The sequence below is a fragment of the Microbacterium hanjuni genome (assembly GCF_043556395.1).
Classification (GTDB): Bacteria; Actinomycetota; Actinomycetes; order Actinomycetales; family Microbacteriaceae; genus Microbacterium.
In genome coordinates this window covers 379232-401034 of sequence record NZ_JBIGIK010000002.1, presented here as the reverse complement: position 1 = coordinate 401034, position 21803 = coordinate 379232, and the positions used below count along the sequence as shown (strand labels likewise).

General features: G+C 70.0%; 20 protein-coding genes. 7 read left to right on the top strand and 13 right to left on the bottom strand.

Translation table 11 applies throughout. The features are described 5' to 3' along the window. Positions 1-16 precede the first annotated feature (16 nt). The 6 genes from kdpB to ACFXP5_RS09530 form a co-directional block, all read right to left on the bottom strand. Entirely contained in the window at positions 17-2209 is a 2193-nt protein-coding gene (gene kdpB / locus ACFXP5_RS09555; RefSeq protein ID WP_394544455.1) for a potassium-transporting ATPase subunit KdpB, read from the bottom strand. A gap of 1 nt (position 2210) precedes the next feature. Then, complete coding sequence (gene kdpA / locus ACFXP5_RS09550; protein ID WP_394527952.1) at positions 2211-3893, bottom strand: potassium-transporting ATPase subunit KdpA; 1683 nt, start codon at positions 3891-3893, stop codon at positions 2211-2213. A 1-nt stretch (position 3894) separates the two neighbouring features. Continuing rightward, positions 3895-3981 carry a potassium-transporting ATPase subunit F gene (locus ACFXP5_RS09545; protein ID WP_394528112.1) on the bottom strand — a complete coding sequence of 29 codons (87 nt, stop codon included), beginning with the start codon at positions 3979-3981 and terminating at the stop codon, positions 3895-3897. A 275-nt stretch (positions 3982-4256) separates the two neighbouring features. Then, positions 4257-4823, bottom strand: a complete 567-nt coding sequence (locus ACFXP5_RS09540) for a hypothetical protein (RefSeq protein ID WP_394544454.1) — start codon at positions 4821-4823, stop codon at positions 4257-4259. Continuing rightward, on the bottom strand, positions 4820-6871 hold the full coding sequence (locus ACFXP5_RS09535) for an ice-binding family protein (protein ID WP_394544453.1): 2052 nt from the start codon (positions 6869-6871) through the stop codon (positions 4820-4822). Before ACFXP5_RS09535 ends, ACFXP5_RS09540 begins: the two co-directional genes overlap by 4 nt. 155 nt (positions 6872-7026) lie before the next feature. Continuing rightward, complete coding sequence (locus ACFXP5_RS09530; protein ID WP_394544451.1) at positions 7027-7506, bottom strand: hypothetical protein; 480 nt, start codon at positions 7504-7506, stop codon at positions 7027-7029. A 350-nt stretch (positions 7507-7856) separates the two neighbouring features. On the opposite strand from ACFXP5_RS09530, the gene ACFXP5_RS09525 reads away from it, so the two are divergent. Genes ACFXP5_RS09525 through ACFXP5_RS09510 form a run of 4 tightly spaced genes read left to right on the top strand, consistent with a single transcriptional unit; the run spans position 7857 to position 10115 of the window. After that, positions 7857-8186, top strand: a complete 330-nt coding sequence (locus ACFXP5_RS09525; RefSeq protein WP_394527951.1) for a PadR family transcriptional regulator — start codon at positions 7857-7859, stop codon at positions 8184-8186. A 2-nt stretch (positions 8187-8188) separates the two neighbouring features. Further along, the gene (locus ACFXP5_RS09520) at positions 8189-8560 is read left to right on the top strand and encodes a DUF1048 domain-containing protein (protein ID WP_394544450.1); all 372 of its coding nucleotides are present in this window, start codon (positions 8189-8191) and stop codon (positions 8558-8560) included. Then, positions 8557-9357, top strand: a complete 801-nt coding sequence (locus ACFXP5_RS09515; RefSeq protein WP_394544449.1) for an ABC transporter ATP-binding protein — start codon at positions 8557-8559, stop codon at positions 9355-9357. Before ACFXP5_RS09520 ends, ACFXP5_RS09515 begins: the two co-directional genes overlap by 4 nt. Further along, positions 9354-10115, top strand: coding sequence for an ABC transporter permease (locus ACFXP5_RS09510; protein ID WP_394527948.1), 762 nt, complete (start codon positions 9354-9356; stop codon positions 10113-10115). The genes ACFXP5_RS09515 and ACFXP5_RS09510 overlap by 4 nt, the downstream gene beginning before the upstream one ends. A 25-nt stretch (positions 10116-10140) precedes the next feature. Here ACFXP5_RS09510 and ACFXP5_RS09505 read toward each other — a convergent pair whose 3' ends face one another. Continuing rightward, the gene (locus ACFXP5_RS09505; protein ID WP_394544448.1) at positions 10141-10986 is read right to left on the bottom strand and encodes an SDR family oxidoreductase; all 846 of its coding nucleotides are present in this window, start codon (positions 10984-10986) and stop codon (positions 10141-10143) included. 129 nt (positions 10987-11115) lie between these two features. After that, complete coding sequence (locus ACFXP5_RS09500) at positions 11116-13218, bottom strand: APC family permease (RefSeq protein ID WP_394544447.1); 2103 nt, start codon at positions 13216-13218, stop codon at positions 11116-11118. A 98-nt stretch (positions 13219-13316) separates the two neighbouring features. On the opposite strand from ACFXP5_RS09500, the gene ACFXP5_RS09495 reads away from it, so the two are divergent. Beyond that, positions 13317-14414, top strand: a complete 1098-nt coding sequence (locus ACFXP5_RS09495) for a VanZ family protein (RefSeq protein ID WP_394544446.1) — start codon at positions 13317-13319, stop codon at positions 14412-14414. A gap of 219 nt (positions 14415-14633) precedes the next feature. On the opposite strand, the gene ACFXP5_RS09490 is transcribed toward ACFXP5_RS09495, so the two are convergent. Continuing rightward, on the bottom strand, positions 14634-15848 hold the full coding sequence (locus tag ACFXP5_RS09490; RefSeq protein ID WP_394544445.1) for an amidohydrolase: 1215 nt from the start codon (positions 15846-15848) through the stop codon (positions 14634-14636). Between the two features lie 153 nt (positions 15849-16001). Then, a complete protein-coding gene (locus ACFXP5_RS09485; RefSeq protein ID WP_394544444.1) occupies positions 16002-17672 on the bottom strand; it encodes a glycoside hydrolase family 13 protein in 1671 nt (556 codons plus the stop codon). Positions 17673-17747: 75 nt separating this feature from the next. On the opposite strand from ACFXP5_RS09485, the gene ACFXP5_RS09480 reads away from it, so the two are divergent. Continuing rightward, positions 17748-18275: an adenine phosphoribosyltransferase gene (locus ACFXP5_RS09480; RefSeq protein WP_394544443.1), complete on the top strand. Its 528-nt coding sequence runs from the start codon at positions 17748-17750 to the stop codon at positions 18273-18275. 7 nt (positions 18276-18282) lie between these two features. Here ACFXP5_RS09480 and hpxO read toward each other — a convergent pair whose 3' ends face one another. Genes hpxO through uraD form a run of 3 tightly spaced genes read right to left on the bottom strand, consistent with a single transcriptional unit; the run spans position 18283 to position 20364 of the window. Then, entirely contained in the window at positions 18283-19479 is a 1197-nt protein-coding gene (hpxO, locus tag ACFXP5_RS09475; RefSeq protein WP_394544442.1) for an FAD-dependent urate hydroxylase HpxO, read from the bottom strand. A 1-nt stretch (position 19480) separates the two neighbouring features. Further along, positions 19481-19831, bottom strand: a complete 351-nt coding sequence (gene uraH / locus ACFXP5_RS09470; protein ID WP_394544441.1) for a hydroxyisourate hydrolase — start codon at positions 19829-19831, stop codon at positions 19481-19483. Then, positions 19828-20364, bottom strand: coding sequence for a 2-oxo-4-hydroxy-4-carboxy-5-ureidoimidazoline decarboxylase (uraD, locus tag ACFXP5_RS09465; RefSeq protein ID WP_394544440.1), 537 nt, complete (start codon positions 20362-20364; stop codon positions 19828-19830). Before uraD ends, uraH begins: the two co-directional genes overlap by 4 nt. Positions 20365-20457: 93 nt before the next feature. On the opposite strand from uraD, the gene allB reads away from it, so the two are divergent. Beyond that, positions 20458-21798 carry an allantoinase AllB gene (gene allB / locus ACFXP5_RS09460; RefSeq protein ID WP_394544439.1) on the top strand — a complete coding sequence of 447 codons (1341 nt, stop codon included), beginning with the start codon at positions 20458-20460 and terminating at the stop codon, positions 21796-21798. Positions 21799-21803 lie beyond the last annotated feature (5 nt).

Sequence of the window (21803 nt, the reverse complement as noted above, 5' to 3'; positions counted from 1 at the left end):
TGTCTCCTAGGACGGGTCAGAAACCCGGGATGAGGCTCACGACGAGGTCGATGAGCTTGATGCCGATGAAGGGCGCGATCACGCCGCCGAGGCCGTAGATCACGAGGTTGCGGGTCAGGGTCGACGAGGCGCTGGCCGCCCGGTACTTGACGCCGCGCAGCGCGAGCGGGATCAGCACGATGATGATGATCGCGTTGAAGATGATCGCGCTCGTGACCGCCGAGGCGGGCGAGCTCAGCTGCATGATGTTGAGCGCAGCGAGCCCGGGGAACACGCCCATGAACATGGCGGGGATGATCGCGAAGTATTTCGCGATGTCGTTGGCCAGCGAGAACGTCGTCAGCGCGCCGCGCGTGATGAGCAACTGCTTTCCGATGCGCACGATGTCGATGAGCTTCGTCGGGTCGGAGTCGAGGTCGACCATGTTGCCGGCCTCCTTCGCCGCCGAGGTGCCCGTGTTCATCGCGACGCCGACGTCGGCCTGCGCGAGCGCGGGTGCGTCGTTGGTGCCGTCACCGGTCATCGCGACGAGGTTGCCGCCCTCCTGCTCGCGCCGGATGAGCGCCAGCTTGTCCTCGGGAGTCGCCTCGGCGAGGAAGTCGTCGACACCGGCCTCCGCCGCGATCGCGCGGGCGGTGAGCGGGTTGTCGCCCGTGATCATCACGGTGCGGATGCCCATCTTGCGCAGTTCGTCGAACCGCTCGCGCAGGCCGTCCTTGACGATGTCCTTGAGGTGGATGACGCCGAGCACGGCGCCGGTCTCACCGCCGTCAGCCATGGGCGACAGGGTGGCGACGACGAGCGGCGTGCCGCCCGACTCCGCGATCCGGTCGGTCTCGCTCACGAGCTGCGCGCGCACCTGCGTCGCGGGGGCGGCGCCGGATGCCTCGAGCCAGGCGAGCACCGCGGAGCCCGCGCCCTTGCGCACCTGGGTGCCGTCGGCGAGGTCGACCCCGCTCATGCGGGTCTGGGCGGTGAAGGGCACGGAGACGGCGCCCTCGGGCAGGGTCGCGACGACGCCCTGGGCGGCGGCGAGCTCGACGACCGACTTGCCCTCGGGGGTCGGGTCGGCGAGCGACGACAGCGAAGCTGCGCGGGCCAGTTCGTCGGCCGACACTCCGGGCATCCGCACGAAGTCGGTCGCGCGGCGGTTGCCGTAGGTGATCGTGCCGGTCTTGTCGAGCAGCAGCGTGGTGACGTCACCGGCGGCCTCGACGGCGCGGCCCGACATCGCCAGCACGTTGCGCTGCACGAGACGGTCCATGCCCGCGATGCCGATCGCGCTCAGCAGAGCGCCGATGGTGGTCGGGATGAGGCAGACGAGCAGAGCGATGAGAACCGGGATGCTGACGGGGGAAGCGGCGTACGAGGCGATGGGGTTCATCACCAGCACCACCACGACGAACACGATCGACAGGCTCGCGAGCAGGATGTTGAGCGCGATCTCGTTGGGCGTGCGCTGACGCGACGCGCCTTCGACGAGCGCGATCATCCGGTCGACGAACGTCTCGCCCGGCTTCGAGGTGATGCGCACGACGAGGCGGTCGCTGAGCACGCGGGTACCGCCGGTGACCGCGCTGCGGTCACCGCCCGACTCGCGGACGACGGGAGCGGACTCACCGGTGATCGCGGATTCGTCCACGGTCGCGATGCCCCACACGATGTCGCCGTCGCCGGGGATGAGTTCACCGGCCGAGACCACGACGACGTCACCGAGGGTGAGGTCGGCCGAGGGGACCTCCAGGATCTTCGCCCGCGTGGCCGAAGGGTCGGCCTTGTCGTCGTAGTCGACGACCTCGTGGGCGTTCGTGGTGGTGCGGGTCTTGCGCAGCGCCGAGGCCTGCGCCTTACCGCGGCCCTCGGCGACCGACTCCGCCAGGTTGGCGAAGATGACGGTCAGCCACAGCCAGATCGCGATGCCCCAGGTGAACCCCGCGGGCACCGAGGTGCCGCCCGATGCCTCCGGGCCGCCGAGGAACGGTTCGGCGATGGCGATCAGGGTGGTGAGGGCGGCGCCCACCCACACCAGGAACATGACGGGGTTGCGCCACAGGGCGGCGGGGTTCAGTTTGCGCAGCGCGCCCGGCAGTGCCTGCACGAGCTGTGCGGCGCTGATCGCGCGTTGCGGGGCGCCCTTCGTCGCGGTCGCTTCACTCCCTCGCTCAGGGTCCGGTTGGGCTGGGGTGCGGGTCAGGGAAGGGGTGGACATATCAGGAGAGTCCTTCAGCGAGGGGTCCGAGAGTGAGGACCGGGAAGTAGGTGAGTGCGGTGATGATGATCGCGACGCCCGCGAGCAGGCCGGCGAACTGCGGCCGGTGCGTGGGCAGCGTTCCCAGGGTGGTGGGCACCTTGTCCTGGGCGGCGAGGGAACCGGCGAGAGCCAGCACCAGCACGATCGGGAGGAAGCGGCCGAGCAGCATGGCGACGCCGAGCGCGGTGTTGAACCACGGGGTGTTCGCCGTCAGCCCCGCGAACGCCGAGCCGTTGTTGTTCGCCGCCGAGGTGAAGGCGTAGAGCACTTCGCTCAGGCCGTGGACGCCGGGATTCCAGATCGAGGTGGTCTCGACATCCGAGCGCACCGCGGGGATCGCGAAGCTCAGCGCCGTACCGGCGAGCACGAGGATCGGGGTCACCAGGATGTAGAGGCTCGCGAGCTTGATCTCGCGGGGTCCGATCTTCTTGCCCAGGTACTCGGGGGTGCGGCCGATGAGCAGCCCGCCCACGAAGACGGCGATGATCGCGAGCACGAGCATGCCGTAGAGGCCCGACCCGACGCCGCCCGGCGCGATCTCGCCCAGCATCATGTTGATCATGGGCAGCATGCCGCCCAGGGAGGTGTAGCTGTCGAGCATCGAGTTGACGGCACCGGTCGAGGTCAGGGTCGACGTCGAGTCGAACAGCGTCGAGCCGAACAGCCCGAACCGGACGTCCTTGCCCTCCATCGCCCCGCCCGCGAGCTGGGTGGCCGTGCCACCGCCGGCGGCTTCCGCCCAGGTGACCAGCACGAGGGAGACGAGGAAGATGGCCGCCATGACGCCCACGATCGTGTACCCCTGACGGTTGTCGCCGACCATCTTGCCGAAGGCGCGCGGGAGCGAGAAGGGGATCACGAGCATGAGGAAGATCTGGAACATGCTCGTCCAGGGCGTCGGGTTCTCGAAGGGGTGGGCCGAGTTGGTGTTGAAGAACCCGCCACCGTTCGTGCCGAGCATCTTGATGGCTTCCTGGCTGGCCACGGGGCCGCCGGGAATCGACTGGGTCGCGCCGGCGAGGGTGGACACGTCGGTGAAGCCGTTGAAGTTCTGGATGACGCCGCCCGCCAGCATGACGATGGCGATGATGATCGAGAACGGCAGCAGCAGCCGGTAGGTGCCGCGCACGAGGTCGACCCAGAAGTTGCCGATCGTGCCCGAGCGCCGGTAGGCGAAGCCGCGCACCAGCGCGATCGCGACGGCGATGCCGACGGCCGCGGACAGGAAGTTCTGCACGGCGAGGCCGGCGAACTGCACGGTGTAGCCGAGCGTCAGGTCGGGGGAGTAGGACTGCCAGTTCGTGTTGGTCACGAACGACACCGCCGTGTTGAACGAGAGGGGCTCGCTCGTTGCCGGCAGGCCGAGCGAGTACGGCAGCACTTCCTGCAGGCGCTGGATCACGTACAGCAGCACCACGCCCACGGCGGAGAAGAGCAGGACGCCGCGGAGGTAGGCCTGCCAGGTCTGCTGCGAGCGAGGATCCACACCGATGACGCGGTAAGTGCCGCGCTCGACGGCGAGGTCCTTGGGGGAGGTGTAGATGTGAGCGATGTAGTCGCCGAGCGGCTTGTAGGCCAGGGCGAGAAGGAGGACCAGGGTCGCTCCCTGGAGCACGGCGAACAGGATCTGTTCCGAGGTCATGTCAGAACCTCTCCGGTCGCACGAGGGCGATCACGAGGTAGACCACGGCGGCGATCGCCAGAACGGCGGCGAGGACGGAGAAGAACATCACAGCTTCTCCACCCCTTTCGCGACCAGGGCGACGAGTGCGAACAGCACGATCGTCGCGGCGATGTAGACGACATCGAGCACGGAAGCTCCTTGAGACGAGTTCGGGCCCGCGCGAGAATCAGCGCGGAGTCCCCACCGGACGGACGGGGAACGAGATTCGATGCAACACCCCTGTGCCGCAGCATCCGTCGGTCCTCACGCAATCCATACGGCGCCCTCACGCCTCCTCACGACCTGCTTACGGCCGCTTCCCCGCGGCGTGAGGCTGGAGGGTCAGCCCGGATTCGCCGTGTAGCGGAGATGGATGGCCGCGTGCCGGCAGTCATCCTGGTTCGTCGCCGCGTTCGCGAACCCGATGGCGGCGCCGCTGAACGTCGCGGATGCCCCCGGGTCGAGGGTGCGCCCGACCGGCATGACGGTGTCGATCAGGGTGAAGTCGGCGGCGGTGCACGCGACCGCCGAGCCGTCGACGGTGACACCGGTGATCTCGACCTGGACCGCCGTGATGTACGTGCTGTCGACGCCGTTGTTAGTGACCCGCCCGACGATCGCGACGGGGGCGATCCCCGGGGCGAGGCCCGCCATCGTCGAGGTTTGGACGACGGTCAGGGTGTTGTCCACGGATTCGCAGGCGGAGGAGGATGCTTCGGCCGACGGGGCGGGGATGATCGCGAGGCCGGCAGCGACGGCGAGCGCGAGCAGGAGGGAGCCCGCCATTCCGCCGCGGCGGGTACGGACCACGAGCAGCAGCGCCACCCCGATGACGAGGCCCGCGAGGGCGACGACGACGAGCCCGAAGCCGAGCTCGGCACCGGTCGCGGCCAGCGGAGCGCAGGTCACGGGGTCACCGGACTCGGACTCGGGCTGGGGCTGGAGGGAGGGCTGGGGCTCGGGCTGTCGCTCGGGTCGGTGCTCGGGCTCGGGCTGGGGTCGGTGCTCGGCCCGGGTTCCTCCGCCTGCGCCGGCGGTGCTCGACGGGCGAGGGGTGCGGGATCGATCCCCGTGAGCGTGCCTGCCGCGAGCGTCACCGCGTCGCGGGAGAGAGCCTGCCCGCTCAATCGTGTTCCTGCTCCCAGCGTGATGGCGCCCCGCGCGAGGACCGCGCCCGAGATCGTCGAGGTCGCACCCGTACCGGCCGCCCCGGTCACGACCCAGAAGACGTTGGAGGCTTGCGCGCCGCCCGTCAGCACGACGGTGCTGTCGGCGGCGGTGTTGAAGGCGGCGTCCGTCTGGAAGATGAACACCGCGTCGCTGTCCCCTTCGCCATCGAGCGTGAGGGTACCCGTCAGGGCGAGGGCCGCGGCGGCGTGGTGGACGCCGGCGTGGAACGTGCGGCCCCCGAGGTCGCCGACGATCTGGGTATGCGGGGCCAGCGCGCTCGCCTCGGTGAGGGCGGCGAGAAGGTCGTTCTGCGCTGCGGCCGCGACCGGGTCACCCGCGTGGAGGCTCCCAGCATGGGTGCCCGGGGGGAAGCCGGTGACGGAGGTGCCGGGGCTGACGCCGACGTCGCCGCTCGCTTCGGTCGCACCGGTGTTGACGATCGCCGTGCCCGCCAGCACCGAGAAGGTGGCCGCGCTCCCGAGGGCGGGGGCGATCGGATTCACCTCGATGGTCAGCGCCTGGGTCGCGACGCTCCCGTTGCCGGCGGGGTCGCGGACCTTCGCCACGACGTCATAGGTACCGGCGGGAAAGGCGGGCGCGACGACGCTCCACGTACCGCCCGCGCCCACGACCGTGGAAACCGTGCTCCCCGAAATCGTGACGGCGACCGGGCTGGAGGGCGGTGCGCTGGTCGTTCCGGAGATGGTCGGGGTGGTGTCCTTCGTGACCGCAATGGCTCCCCCGTCGATCGTGAGCGACGGGGGAAGCTCCGTGGTGAAGCGGATGACGTTGCTCGCCAGGGTGACCGCTGTCCGGGACAGGGCGCGGCCGATCAGTTCGGTACCCGCTCCGAGGGTGATCGCGCCCTGGGCCAGGATCGAGCCGGACAGGAAGGAGTCGGCCCCGGTGCCGGCGGCGCCGAGAACCACCCAGAAGACGTTCGAGGCCTGTGCTCCGTTGATCAGGGTGACGTGGCTGGCCGCGGCGGTGTTGAAGGCGGCGTCCACCTGGAAGACGAAGGTCGCCGCGGTGTCGCCCTCGGCGTCGAGGATGAGTTCGCCGGTCACCGCGAGCGCAGCGGTGCTGTGGTAGACCCCGGGTGTCAGGGTGCGCCCGCCCAGGTCGCCGACGATCTCGGCCCCCGCCGGGCGCGCACGCAGCTCGGTGTCAGCGGACGCGAGTGCGCTCTGCGCGGAGGCGGCATGCGCATCGTTCACGTGGACGGTGCCGCCGACCATTTCGGCACCGAGACCGGTGACGGCGGTGCCCGGGCTCACGCCGACATCGCCGCTGATCGTCGTCGAGCTGCCGGTGTTGACGATCGCCGTCCCGGCGAGCACGGAGTAGCTCGCGGCGTCGCCGAGCAGCGGAGGCGCCGTCACGGCGACGGATGGGCTCGGGACGCTGCGGGCGGTCCACGACCGATAGACCGCTGTCACGGTGTAGGTGTACGTCCCGATCGGCACGGCGCTGTCCGTGCAGCCGGTGTCGTCGGTCAGGGCGGCGGGGCTGGTCCCGCAGGCCGAGGTGACCGTGCCGCCGCTCTCGCGGGTGAGGAAGAAGCCGGTCGGCTCGACGACGCCCCCGGGGTGCGTCCAGGAGACGGCAACGGCGCCGGGCGCGGTGGCGGGAACGGTGACGTCGACGGGTGCGGCCAAGATCGCGGTCGCCGCGGCGGCGGAGCCCGACCCGGCCGAGGTCCAGTACGCCGAAGCGGCAGAGGCCCCCGTGAGGACCGCGACCACGAGGGTGAGGAGGGCAAGGGATGGCCGGACGGCTCGGGCCACCTCGTGACCTCGCGGAGAGCCCGGGTGTGCGCTCATGATCGGCTGCGGCAATCTGGTCGGCGGTACGGGGTGGCCGTTTCACTCACGGCCGGTACGGGGTGGAACGCTCCGGAGCGTCCTGCGTGACGGCAGCACGCTCCGGAGCGGTCAGTGGGTCAGGATGCTTCGAAGTACAGCGGGACGACCGCTTCCTGGCAGGCATTCTGGTTGACGGCGGTGTTCGCCAAGGTCACGGTGGCCGTCCCCTGGACCGAGCCGCCCGCGGCGATATCTCCGGCAGGGGGTGCCGTCGTGATCGCGGCCGTGTAGTCCTCGAATTCGCATCCAGCAGGGGGCGCCCACGGTGTTCCGTCCGCTTCTGCGAGCTCGACCGTCACCGCGGTCAGATACTGCGATCCCGTCCCGGGGTTGGCGACGGTGAAGTCGACCGTCTGGCCGACACCCCCCGGCACGATGATGCCGACCGCGGGCTCGCTGGTGATCGTGAACGCGACGCTCTCACCCGTCGTGGCCTCACCCTCGCCCGTACCTGTCGAGGTCCAGTACGCGAAAGCGGCACCGGCCCCTCCGAGCATGAGCACCGCAGCGAGTGCGATGGCGAGGCGTTTTTTTCCAGGCGTCGTTGTCTGGGACATGGATTTTCCCTCGTTCAGTGTGCAGATGGCTCGCAGCCTCGACGCGTTCACCGAAGGGACCGACCCCCGAATGGGGGCTGCCAACGCGAACGTATCACCGGGGTTTCCGGCTCTCACTGCGCGGTGCGCTCACCGGCCTTTTGCGCGACGCGACCCGCCATCACCGCAAAAGAATGCCTGGTCGGAGGCTATTCGCGCGTGAAACCTCGGTAGTACCGGTTTTCCGACCTCCGCGGGCTTCGCCTGCGCGTTGCGTCTGTTATCCGATCGGGAACGACCACTTGCGATCTGGGTACTCAGTGCTACTATGTACTGGTAGTGAGTAACACTAGGTAGTACGGGAGAAGCGCATGGGCAAGCAGGCCACGGAGATGCTCAAGGGCGTCCTGGAAGGCATCGTGCTCGCGATCCTCGGCAAGCGACCGGCTTACGGGTACGAAATCACCGCGTGGCTGAGAGATCAGGGCTTCGCCGATATCGCCGAGGGGACCGTTTATGCGCTCCTCGTGCGGATCGAGCAGCGGGGACTCGTCGACGTCGAGAAGGTCGCCTCCGAGAAGGGCCCACCCCGCAAGGTGTACTCGCTCAACGCACGCGGGCGGGAGTACCTCGCCGAGTTCTGGGGGACATGGAGCTTCCTCGCCGAACGACTCGAACAGCTCCAGGAAGACGGAGAGTGATCATGCCCGGATGGATCGAGAAGATCGTCGGAGACCTCGGCGACAAGAAGCGGTACCTGGCGTATCGCGAGCGCGTCAAGCGCCTCCCCGACGGCTATCGAGACGCCGCGAAAGCGCTCGAGCGATACCTGATGAACCTCGGACCCACCGACGACGGCAAGGGCCTCGTCACGATGCTCGAAGACCTCGCCGATCTGCTCGAGCAGAGTGCTGCCGACGGCGCACCGCTGCGTGATGTGGTCGGCGCGGACCCCGCCGACTTCGCCGAGACGTTCATGGCGAACTACGACGGCGGCAGCTGGGTGCGCAAAGAACGCGCGCGCCTCGCCGAATCGATCGACCGCGCCGAACGGGAGCAGGAGGCGGGGTCATGACGACCGCGGCGCCGCCGGCGATCCGCGTCGCCGGGCTCGAGAAGTCCTTCGCCGACACCGTCGTGCTGCACGGCGTCGACTTCGAAGTCGCGCCCGGCACGATCTTCGCCCTGCTCGGCTCGAACGGGGCCGGCAAGACCACTCTCGTGCGCATCCTCGCGACGCTGTTGCGCGCCGACGGCGGGGCGGCGAGCGTCGCCGGGTGGGACGTCGCGACCGACTCCGCGCGGGTGCGCCAGTCGATCAGCCTGACCGGGCAGTTCGCCGCGGTCGACGAAGTGCTCACGGGTCGCGAGAACCTCGTGCTGGTCGCGCGACTGCGCCATCTCGCCGAGCCGGGCGCCATCGCCGACGAGCTGCTGCACCGCTTCTCGCTCGTCGACGCCGCCGACCGGCGAGCGGCGACCTATTCCGGCGGCATGCGCCGACGCCTCGACATCGCCATGAGCCTCATCGGCGAACCGTCGGTCATCTTCCTCGACGAGCCGACCACGGGCCTTGACCCGCAGGCGCGACTCGAGGTCTGGCAGAGCATCCGCCAGCTCGCGGCCGGCGGCACCACGGTGCTGCTCACCACCCAGTACCTCGACGAGGCCGAGAACCTCGCCGACCGGATCGCGATCCTGCATCAGGGCCGCATCCTCGTCGAGGGCTCCCTCGCCGAACTGAAGCAGCTCCTGCCGCCCGCCCAGGTCGAGTACGTCGAGAAGCAGCCCACTCTCGAGGACGTCTTCCTCGCGCTCGTCGGAGACGACGACGGGGCGGATGCTGCGAACCGCACGGAGGACCGATCATGAGCACGCACTTCCTCGGCGACACGGTCGTGCTGACCGGACGCTCGCTCCGCCACGTGCTGCGCAGCCCCGACACGATCATCACGACGGCGATCATGCCCATCGCCTTCCTGCTGCTGTTCGTCTTCGTCTTCGGCGGGGCCATCGACACCGGCACCGACTCGTACGTGGACTACCTGCTGCCGGGCATCCTGCTGATCACGGTCGCGAGCGGCATCGCGTACACCGCGTACCGGCTGTTCCTCGATCTGCAGAGCGGCATCTTCGAACGGTTCCAGTCCATGCCGATCGCCCGCTCCAGCGTGCTGTGGGCGCACGTCCTGACCTCGCTCGTCGCGAACGCGATCTCCCTCGCGGTCGTCGTGGGCGTCGCCTTCCTCCTGGGCTTCCGCACCGGAGCGGGGCTGGGCGCCTGGCTGGGAGTCACCGGCATCCTGCTGCTGTTCACCCTCGCGCTGACGTGGGTCGCGGTCATCGCCGGGCTGTCGGCGAAGAGCGTCGACGGCGCGAGCGCGTTCTCCTACCCGCTCATCTTCCTGCCGTTCATCAGCTCGGCGTTCGTGCCGACCGCGTCGATGCCCGCGCCGGTGCGCTGGTTCGCCGAGAACCAACCCGTCACCTCGATCGTCGACAGCATCCGCCGACTCTTCTCCGAGCAGGCGGTCGGCGGCGACATCTGGGTGGCGCTCGCGTGGATGGCGGGCCTTCTCGCGGCGGCCCTCGTCGTCGCGAGCGTCATCTATCGCCGCAAGGTCGCCTGAGCGTCTTGAAGCAGCGACCGTGTGCTCAGGCGCCGAGGATCGGCTTGCCGCCGGTCACCGGCAGCACGGCTCCCGAGATGTAGCTGCCCTCATCGGAGGCCAGCAGCACGTAGGCGGGGGCCAGCTCGGCGGGCTGGCCCGGGCGACCGAGCGGGGTGTCCGAGCCGAAGGCCGCGACCGCGTCGGGCGGCATGGTCGCCGGGATCAGCGGCGTCCAGATGGGCCCGGGAGCGACGGCGTTCACGCGGATCCCGCGCCCCCCGAGCATCTGGGCGAGCGAGGCGGTCATGCTGGCGATGCCGGCCTTCGTCATCGCGTACGGCAACAGCTGCGGCGTGGGGGAGTCGGACTGGATCGACGAGGTCGCGATGATCGACGATCCCGCCGTCAGGTGCGGCACCGCCGCCTTGGCGAGGTGGAAGTAGGCGCTGAGGTTGGTGGCGAGGGTGAAGTCCCACTCGTCGTCGGGGACCTCGGTGATGTCCTCGCGGTACATCTGGAAGGCGGCGTTGCTCACCAGGATGTCGAGACCGCCGAGCTGCTGGACGGTCTGCGCGACCACCCAGCGGCAGGTCTCCGGGTCGGACAGGTCGCCCGGCAGCAGCACGACACGGCGCCCCGCTTCCTCGACCCACCTCGCGGTGTCGCGGGCGTCGTCCTCCTCGGACAGGTACGAGATCGCGACGTCAGCGCCCTCGCGGGCGAACGCGATCGCGACGGCCTTGCCGATCCCGCTGTCACCCCCCGTGATCAGCGCGACCTTGCCGGTGAGACGGCCCGAGCCGAAATAGCTCTCCTCGCCGTGGTCGGCGCGGGGCTCGAGCGCCGCTTCCGTGCCGGGGACGTCCTGCTGCTGGGCGGGCTGATTCATGCCGGGCTCCTCGCGGTGACGGGCGCTCTGCGGCCGCAGACGCGCATGCCAGGACGTTACGGCCGGCCCCGCCGGGCGGCGTCAGGGTTTCATTGCTCCAGGCGAGGTGCTACGGACCAGGCGCCGCGCTCAGGACTCCGCGGTCGGGGGCTTCGAATCGGGCCGGTTGTGCACCTGGTGATCGGGTCCCGGCGTCCACTGCCCACCGCGCTGCTGGCCGGGGAGCGGCCGGGACCGACGGCCGTAGATGACCTCGGAGGAGTCGAGCAACCAGGGCACGAGGGTGATGGAGACCCCGTGCAGCAGCATGAGCTGCTGGGCGAGGCGGCGCGAGCGCCGGTTGTGCAGGAACGACTCCCACCAGTGCCCCACGATGTACTGCGGCAGGTACACGGTCACGACCGCACTGCCGTGGTTGGCCCGGTACTTCTTGATGAATCCCGCCACCGGCGAGGTGTACGCGCGATACGGGGAATCGATGATCACGAGGGGCACGGGCACGTCGTGCTCTCTCCAGTCGCGCTGCAACTGATCCGACTCGGCCTCGTCGACGTTGATGTGCACGGCGAGGGTCTTGTCGTGGTTCGCGGCGCGCGCGTAGTCGATCGCCTTGACGGTGGGCTTCTGCAGACGGTTGACGAGCACGATCGCGACATCGCCCTGTGAACCGAAGTGCACGGTGTCGTCCATCGCGATCTCGTGCTCGACGTCGCGGTAGTACCGGTTCACCCCGAGCATGAGCACCGCCAGGATCGGGATCGCCAGGAAGACGAGCCAGGCCCCGTGCGTGAACTTCGTGATCGTGACGATCACCAGCACGAGCACCGTCATGCCCGCGCCCACGGAGTTGATGACGAGGCCGTTGATGGCCGAGCGGCGTTCGTAGCGGGCGCTCTGCTGGCCGGCGGCCTCTTCCGTCAGCGCCGCGAGTTCGCGCAGCGACCGTCGCCAGTGCCGCACCATCCCGATCTGGCCGAGGGAGAACGACACGAAGACGCCGATGATGTACAGCTGGATCAGATCGGTCTGATCGGCCTGGTAGACGATCAGCACGATCACGGCGAGCACGCCGAGGATGATCATGCCGTTGGAGTACACCAGGCGGTCGCCGCGGGTGTTGAGCGCCTTCGGCGCGTAACCGTCGCGGGCGAGGGTGGAGCCCAGCAGCGGGAAACCGTTGAAGGCGGTGTTGGCCGCGAGCAGCAGCACGCACGCTGTCGCGGCTTGGATGATGAAGAAGGGGATGCTTCCCGCGCCGAAGGTGGCGGCGGCCACCTGTGCCATGAGGCTCGGCTGCGGAGTGTTCTCGCAGTCGAAGCCGACCAGCGAGCACGGGTTCTCCGCGTAGTGCACGTTCGACACGAGGGCCACGATCACCAGACCGACGAAGAGCGCGATCGCGATCACGCCCATGAGGCTCAGAGTCTGCTGGGCGTTGCGCACCTTCGGCTTCCGGAACGCCGGGACACCGTTGGATACCGCCTCCACGCCGGTGAGGGCGGAGCATCCGCTCGAGAAGGCTCGGAGGATCAGCAGGATCATCGCGGCCTGGGTGAGGGATTCGCCCTGCACCGCGTACTGCGCGCTCGAGGCGATCGGGGCGTCACCGGCGACGGTGCGCGCGAGGCCCACGACGATCATGACGGCGACCGACCCGATGAACAGGTAGGTCGGGATCGCGAAGACCGCCGACGCCTCCCGCACGCCGCGGAGGTTCACGATCACGATGAGGATCACGAAGCCCACCGCGAACTCGATGCGGAAGGGGTTGAGTTCCGGGATGGCCGAGATGATGTTGTCGACGCCGGAGGCGACGGACACGGCCACGGTCAGCACATAGTCGACCAGCAACGCGGCGCCCACGATGACCCCGGGAATCTCGCCCAGGTTCTTGCGGGCGACCTCGTAGTCGCCACCGCCCGAGGGATAGGCCTTGATCAGCTGTCGGTAGCTCGTGACCACGACGACGAGCACCAGCACGACCGCCGCGGCGATCCAGGGGCTGAAGGTGAGCAGGGCCGTCCCGCCGATCAGCAGGATCATCAGCAGCTCTTGCGGAGCGTAGGCCACCGACGACAGTGCGTCCGAGGCGAAGATGGGCAGAGCCATCCTCTTGGGCAGCAGTTGCTCGTCGAGTTTTTCGGAGGTGAGGGGGTCGCCGATCAGCAGGCGCTTGGCGATCGGCGTCTCGAGGCCGGACTCGCGACTTTCATCAGTCACGGCGCGTGACACTACGCCCTTTTCGGGCAGAACAACAACGCGGGGCACGCAGCGTTCATTCCCCCGACCTCCGCGTGTCGCCGAATCGGGGGTATGCCTAGACTCGCCGGGTGAGTGACGAGGTGCGCAATGGGGTGCTCGCCGTCCTCGCCGGCGGCGCGGCCGGGGTGGTGCTCTTCGTTCCGTTCGTCGCTCTCAGCTACCGCCGTCGCGGGCGTCTGAGCCCTGCCCGCATGCTGCTCTGGGCGGCCGCGCTCGTCTACTTCTGGGCGATCTGGACGTACACCCTCCTGCCGTTGCCCGACCCGACGACGTTCCGCTGCGCGGGGGTGAATCTCGACCTCTGGGCCTTCGTCGGCGACGTGCGGGGAGCCGCTCGTCGACCCGGACCCTTCATCACCGACCCGGTCATCCTGCAGTTGCTGCTCAACGTGGTCCTTTTCGCACCCCTCGGTTTCTTCCTGCGCGTGCTGGGAGGGCGTGGAGTCATCGTGGCCTTCCTCGTCGGGCTCGGCGTGTCGGTGTTCGTGGAGACGACGCAGCTGACCGGCGACTGGGGCATCTACGACTGCGCGTACCGGGTGTTCGACGTGGACGACATGCTCACCAATACGGTCGGTGCGGTGTGCGGTTCGCTGCTCGCCCTCGCCGTTCCCGCCCGCCACCGCGGAGGCGAGCGGTCGGCCGATGCCGACGCCCCCCGGCCCGTGACCCGGCGGCGGAGGATGTTGGGGATGCTGTGCGATGCCCTCGGGCTGACGCTCGTCATCGGCACGGCCGGGGTGGCCGTGCAGCTCTTCCAGACCTTCGTGGTGGGCGACGGGACGCCGCCGCTCGACGGCACCATGGCCTCGGTCGCGGGAGTGGCGGTCGGCACGGGCACGTGGCTGATCGTGGTGCTCGCCACCGGTCGGTCGGTGGGCGACCTCGCCGTCCGGCTGCGCTTCACCCGCGGCGTGCTGCCCGCACCGCTCGCGCGTCCGGCGCGCTGGGTCACCGGGGTGAGCGGCTATCCGCTGCTGGACGCGCTGCCCGATCCGTGGAGCGCGCTCACCCTGCCGTTCGTGCTGGCGACGGTGGTCATGGTGCTCGCGTTCGCCGACGGGCGCGGTCTGCCCGGGATCTATGGCGCGCGCGTGCTCGACGACCGCGCGGCGGACACAACTCCTCCATTCGATCGCGACCGGCTGCCCCCGGCCGCGGAATAGCGGCGACGACGGCCAGGACGCCGCCCGGATGGGAGGAGTTGTGTCCGCCCCCGCCTAGCGCCCGACCCGCCCCGCCCTGCCCGCCCAGAACGTGCGTACTCGACGAGCGCACACGTCCTGGGGCGCCCAGATCGCGTGGTTTCGACGAGTACGTACGTTCTGGACGAAAATTGGCGGGCGAACTGGCGGGCGAAGTACCGGGGGATCAGCGCGGCGCGGTCAGTCCAGGAACTCGCGGGCGGCGACCACGAGGTTCTCGACCCCGCGGTTCAAGGTGGGCTGCAGGACGGGGGCGAAGAACGGCGAGTGATTCGTCGGGATGTCGCGATCAATCGTGCCGCCGGCGACAGCATCCGCGTACTTCTGCGGATCCACCCCGCCCCAGAACCAGAAGATGAGCGGCGCGCCGGACTCGCGGGCGAACCACGACACGTCCTCACTGCCGGTGAACATGCCGGGGTCCACGACATTGTGCTCACCGAACTCCCGGGCGAACGTCGCCGTCAGCCGCGCGGTCGCGTCGGCGTCGTTGATCGTGGGCGGCAGTGTGTGCTGCGTCGTGATCGTCGGGGGCGTTTCGGCGCCGGATGCTGCAGCCTCGGCGCGCACGATACGTTCCACCTTCTCCAGCACGCGGTCTCGAGCGACCTCGTCGGGGTAGCGCAGGCTCAGTTCGAGCTTCGCCTCGGCGGGGATGATGTTGTTCTTCAGCCCCGCGTGGATCGAGCCGACGGTCACGACGGCCACATCGCGGGGATCGGTCTCGCGCGACACGATCGTCTGCAGGCGCATGACGGTCGCCGCCGCCATCACGATCGGATCGATCGTGGAGTGCGGTCGCGAACCGTGCCCGCCCCGGCCGTGCATCACGACGGTGATCCCATCGGAGGCGGCCATCTGCGTGCCGGGGCGCACCCCGACCACGCCGGCGGGGAGGGGGGTCACGTGCTGACCGAGCACGATGTCGGGGCGGGGGTAGCGGTCGAGAACGCCGTCGGCGATCATCGCCCTCGCTCCCGCGCCGTACTCCTCCGCCGGCTGGAACACCGCCACGATCGTGCCCGACCACTCGTCTTTCGTCGCTACGAGACGCTCGAGTGCCCCGATCAGGGCCGAGACGTGCATGTCGTGACCGCACGCGTGCATCACCGGCACCTCGAGCCCCGCCGGGTCGATGCCCCGCGCGGTGCTGGCGTAGTCGAGCCCGGTCTGCTCGGGCACCGGCAGAGCGTCCATGTCGGCACGCAGCCACACGACCGGACCGTCGCCGTTGCGGATCGTGGTGACGAGGCCGGTGCGACCGACCCCTTCCTCGACCTCGAGGCCGAGCTCGGCCAGGTGGCGAGCGATCACCCCGGCCGTGCGCGTCTCCTGGAACGACAGCTCCGGGTGCTTGTGCAGGTCGACGTACAGGGCTTCCAGGTCGATCGTCATGCCCTCGACTCTATTGCCGGGTGCCCCGGCGGCCTCCGGCCGGCCTTGCGCCGAGTCGACACTCCCGCGCCGAAGCGACATGCTGCCGCCGTCGGGCGGATGTCGCCTGGGCGGCGGGATGTCGATTCGGATGCTGTCGATCCGGGGCGCGTGTCAGGCGAGCCAGACCGTCGTGTCGGGGGGCAGGATGCTGTCGGCGAGAGGCTCGCTCGCAGCCAGCACCACTCCCTCGGGAAGCGCTACCGGCGCGGAACCGAGGTTCGCGAGCACCCGCACCCCGCCGTTCTCGAACGCCAGGACGTCGGGGCTGCCGCCGTCGAACCACTCCAGCGTGCCGGCACCGAGGTCGCGGGCACGGCGCTCGGCGAGCAGCGTCTCGTAGAGCGACAGCGTCGAGGTCGGGTCGCCCTGCTGGGCTTCGCGGGCGAGGGCCGACCACTCCGCGGGCTGGGGCAGCCAAGACGCCCCGGTGTCGCTGAAGCCGTAGGCGGGACCCTCGGCGCTCCAGGGCAGCGGTACACGGCAGCCGTCGCGGCCGTAGCGCTCGCCATTCGTGCGGAACCACGTCGGATCCTGCCGCACGTCGTCGGGCAGCTCGATCACTTCGGGCAGTCCGAGTTCTTCGCCCTGGTAGAGGTATGCCGAGCCCGGCAGGGCGAGCATGAGCGCGCTCGCCGCACGGGCGCGACGCAGCCCCACCACGGGGTCGGGCTTGCCGGGGGACTTCGGTCCGATCCCCGCGCCCTGGGGGGTGTCGGCGGTGAGCGCGAGGCGGGAGGCGTGGCGCACCACGTCGTGGTTCGACAGCACCCAGGTGCTCGGGGCTCCCACTTCGCCGTAGGCGCGCAGCGACTCGTCGATCACCCGTCGGAGGGCGCCGGCATTCCAGTCGGTCTCGAGGTATTCGAAATTGAACGCCTGGTGCATCTCGTCGCGGCGCACCCACAGGGCCGTCTGGGCGATCGTCGGCAACCACGCCTCGGCGCACAGGGCGCGATCCCCGTCGTAGGCGGCGAGCACGTCGTGCCAATCGCGCCAGATGTCGTGCACCCCGGGCTGACCCCAGTACGGCACGGCGGCCTCGTTGCCGCCCATCGAGCCGGCTTCGGGATCAGGGGTGTAGTCGGGCAGCCCGTGCTGCTTCACGAGGCCGTGGGCGACGTCGACGCGGAAGCCGTCGACACCCCGGTCGAGCCAGAAGCGCAGCACGTCGCGGAACGACTCCTGCACGCCCTCGTTCGACCAGTCGAAGTCGGGCTGCGAGGCGTCGAAGAGGTGCAGGTACCACTGCCCGGGCGTGCCGTCGGGCTCCGTGACGCGCGTCCAGGCGGGTCCACCGAAGACGGACTCCCAGTTGTTGGGCGCCTCGTCACCGTTCGGGCCCCGGCCGTCGCGGAACATGTAGCGCGCGCGCTCGGGGCTGCCGGGACCGGCGGCCAGGGCGGCCTGGAACCACGCGTGCTGGTCGCTGGAGTGGTTGGGGACGAGGTCGACGATGATGCGGATGCTGCGGGCATGCGCCGCCGCGAGCATCTCGTCGAAATCGGCCAGGGTGCCGAAGAGCGGGTCGACGTCGCAATAGTCGGCGACGTCGTACCCGGCGTCCTTCTGGGGGGAGCGCTGGAACGGGCTCAGCCAGATCGCGTCGATGCCCAGCGAGGCCAGGTCGTCGAGGTGGGCGGTGACGCCCGGCAGGTCGCCGATGCCGTCGCCCGAACTGTCGGCGAAGGAGCGGGGGTAGATCTGGTAGATGACGGCGGTGCGCCACCATTCGCCGCCCACGGTGGTGAGTCGGACGTCGGGGTTCGTCGCGGTGTCAGTCATCCGTCCAGGCTACCGAATCGGTTCGATCAGTCGGCGAGGGGGTTGCGCTTCGCGGCCAGCGCATAGGGTCGGAGCGTGCCTGACGCCTCCGCCCTCGCCCGTGCCGAATCGCTGATCGGAACGATCCCCGACTATCCCGAGCCGGGCATCCTGTTCCGCGACATCACCCCGTTGCTGGCGGATGCTGCCGCCCTTCGCGCGACGATCGACGCCCTCGTCGAGCCGTTCGCGGGTGGGTTCGACGTGGTCGCCGGTATCGAAGCGCGCGGTTTCCTGCTCGCCGGTGCTGCCGCGATCGCCGCGGACGCGGGGCTGGTGCCGATCCGTAAGGCGGGGAAGCTGCCGCGGCCCGCAGCATCCGTCTCCTACTCCCTCGAATACGGCACGGCCGCGATCGAGATGCACGACGACCTCGCCCCCGGCACCCGGGTGCTGCTGCTCGACGACGTGCTCGCCACCGGCGGCACGATCGCGGCGGCCCGACAGCTCGTGGCCGAGCTCGGCGCCGAGGTGATCGGCACCGCGGTGCTGCTCGAGCTCGATGAGCTGAACGGACGCGCGCTGCTGGGCTCGGCGCCGCTCAACGCGCTCTTCCACGCCTGAGACGCCCCTACGGCAGCAGGCCCCCGCCGAGGTTCACCGGGCTTCCCTCGATGTTGCCGACGATCCCGCGGATGACGCCGCTGCCGTCTTCGGCGCGCAGCTGCGCGTACCAGGCGGCGGTGGCCTCCGGATCGAACGCGTGCGTCTCCCACGCGCGCTTGCGAGCACGCAGCACCAGGTCGCCGGCGCGATCGGCCCGCACGCGGCGATAGCGCTCGAGGGAGTCCTCGACGCCGAGCGTGTTCGTGGCGAACACGATGCCCAACGCGAAGCTGTCCTCGAGCGCCGAGCACGCCCCTTGTCCGATGTCCGGGGTCGTGTTGTGCGCGGCGTCGCCGAGCAGCGCGACGCGCCCGCGCACCCACGTGTCGAAGGGATCGACGTCCCAGATCTCCACCCGGTTGAGCGACTCCTCGGGGCGGATCGCGTCGAGCAGTGCCTGCACGCCCGGTGCCCAGCCGGCGAAGGCCTCCTCGAGCGGCGCCTTGCCGTCGGCGCGGTCGTAGGCGAGGCCCGAGGGTTGGGGCACGTCGACGAAGAAGTAGAACCGCCCCCCGCCCACGGGCATCACCGCGCAGCGCTTGCCGTCGGCGACGTAGGTGGTCCAGGCGTCGGCCGCCCCGATGGCCTCATCGACCGCGACGAGGCCGTTGTAGTTGGTGTATCCCGAGTACGTCCGCTCCACTCTCGGCGCTCCCTCGAGGCCGCCGGTCACGTAGTCGCGGGTGAAGGAGCGCGCCCCGTCGGCGCCCAGCAGCAGGTCGGCGGTGTCGGTCGAGCCGTCGGCGAAGGTCGCCGTCACGACAGCGCCGTCATCGTCGATCCCGACGAGTTTCTTGTTGAGATGGATGCTGTCCACGCCGAAGCGCTCCATGAGCAACCCCTGCAACTCCGCGCGGGCGATCGGGTAGGGGCGCTGGCCGGTCTGGCGGGTGACGGGCTCGAGGCTGAAACGCGTCATCATCTCGCCGGTGTGTCCGTCGAGGTACGCCATCTCGTCCATGCGCCCGCCGAGGGCGGCGACTTCTGCGCCGAGTCCGAGCCAGTTGAGCACCTTCACGCCGTTCGACCAGAGCGACAGGGCGGCCCCGACGGGCTTGTTCTCGCGCATCTGGTCGTAGATCACGACCTCGTGCCCGAGTCGTTGCAGCGCGATGCCGGCGCTGGTGCCGCCGACGCCCGCCCCGATGATGATGACCTTCACGTCAGCTCCCCCGGTAGGTCGAGTAGGCGAACGGGCTGAGCAGCAGCGGCACGTGCAGGTGGCGTCCGCTCTCGTCGACCGTGAAGGTGACCGGTACGTAGGGGTAGAAGGTCGGGGTGGCCGTGGCGGCGAAGTACTCCCCGGTGAGGAAGGTGAGGGTGTAATCCCCGGGCTCGAGGCGCTCCGGACCCAGCGCGAGGCGACCGTCGGCATCGGTGGTGCCGTGCGCGACGATCGCGCCGGCCGCCTCCGCGGTCACCGCGCCCCCCGAGGCGTGGGCGAGCACGATGTCGACACCGACGGCGGGGTCACCGGTCGCCGCGTCGAGCACGTGGGTGGTGACGTGGGTCATTCGTTCTCCTCCGCGAAGGATTCGGGTGCCGCGGTGCTCGCGGCGAAATCGTCGTTCAGCCGCAGCAGCGCGATCTCGGCCAGCTGCGCCGTGGCCTCGCGCGTCTCGGTGTCGTCATCGTTGCCGAGTCGTCGCTCGAGCTCGGCGAGGATCTCGGAGGGCGCGCGACCGGCCGCGCGGATGAGGAAGACGCGCCCGAAACGTTCCTCGTAGCGGGCGTTGCCGTCGGCGATCGCTTCGACGACGTCGTCGGTGGCGGCCCTGACGGCCGCCTGTTCGCGACGGGATGCTGCCGAGGAGGCGTCGTCTCCGCTCACGCGCGCGCCGATCCGGGGGTGCGCGGCGAGGGCGGCCTCGAGGTCGGCGGGAGCCCACTGCGCCGCGAGCGCGCCGGCGTAGGAGGCGAGGGCGTCGACCGAAGCGTAGGGCCGACCGGCCACCACGGCGTTCACCCACCCGGGTACCTCGGCCCAGACGCGGGCGACCGCTGTCGCCTCGGCCTCGTCGAGGGCGTTGAAATCGTCGAGCTGCATGTGGTCACCGTACCCAGCGCTCGTTACGGTCCCGCGGCGGAAATGTTGCCCTGGGTAACATCCGGGAAATGCGGCGGCCGTAGCGTGGCGGCCATGACTTCTCCTCGCAGCATCGCCGCGACCCGCGTCTGGAGCGGCGGATCGTTCGTGCCGGCGACGGTGCGCATCGACGGCGGCGAGATCTCGGCGATCGACGTGTACGACCCCGCCGCCGACGTGGTGCTCTCCGACGAGCTCGTCCTGCTGCCGGGGCTCGTCGACTCCCACGTGCACCTCGACGAACCGGGGCGCACGGAGTGGGAGGGCTTCGCCACCGGCACGGCCGCGGCAGCCGCCGGCGGGGTCACCACGCTGCTGGACATGCCGCTCAACAGCGTGCCCGTGACCACCACCGTCGAGGCGCTCGCGGCGAAGCGCGAGGCCGCGCGCGGAAAGCTCGCCGTCGACGTCGGCTACTGGGGAGGAGCCGTCCCCGAGAACCTGGGCGCGCTCGCCGCGCTCGTCGGCGCCGGGGTCGTGGGGTTCAAGTGCTTCCTCTCCCCGTCCGGCATCGACGAGTTCGGCCACCTCGACGCCGAGCAGCTCGAGGCGGCACTGCGCGAGATCGCGGAGCTGGGCAGCATCCTGATCGTGCACGCCGAAGATCCCGAGCACCTCCACTCCGACGGCCCGCTCGGGGACCAGTACGCCGACTTCGTCGCCTCCCGTCCGCCCGAGAGCGAACGCGAAGCGATCCGCGCCGTGATCGAGGCGTCACGGCGAACGCGGGGGCGTGCGCACATCGTGCACGTGTCGGACGGTGGCGCTCTCGACGACGTGCGAGCGGCCAAGGCCGAGGGCGTGCCGATCACGGTGGAGACGTGCCCGCACTACCTCACGCTGCGCGCCGAAGATGTTCCCGCGGGCGCGGCGGCCTTCAAGTGCTGCCCGCCGATCCGCGACGCGGCGAACCAGGACCTGCTGTGGGAAGGCGTGCTCGACGGCACGATCGACGCGATCGTCAGCGACCATTCCCCCTCGACGCCCGCCCTGAAGTCCTCTCCCGACTTCGGCCTCTCGTGGGGCGGGATCTCGGGACTGCAGACGGGCTTCTCCGCCGTCTGGACCGAAGCAGACCGCCGCGGCGTCCCCCTCGAGCGACTGCTTCCGCTGTTCACGACAGGCCCCGCCCGCATCGGCGGCCTCGGCGGTCGAGGACGCCTGGCCGCGGGGGAGCCGGCGCACCTCGTCGCCTTCGCTCCCGACGCCGAGCACACCGTCGATGCGCAACGGCTGGAATACCGCAACAAGCTCTCGCCGTGGGACGGCCGGCGACTGCGCGGCGTGATCGCGGCGACGTACGTGCGCGGCGATCTCGCCTTCACGCCCGACGGCGGTCTTTCGGGTCGCGGCGGCCGTGAGATCCTGGCCGAACCCGCGACGCTCGCGGGATAAGGGGC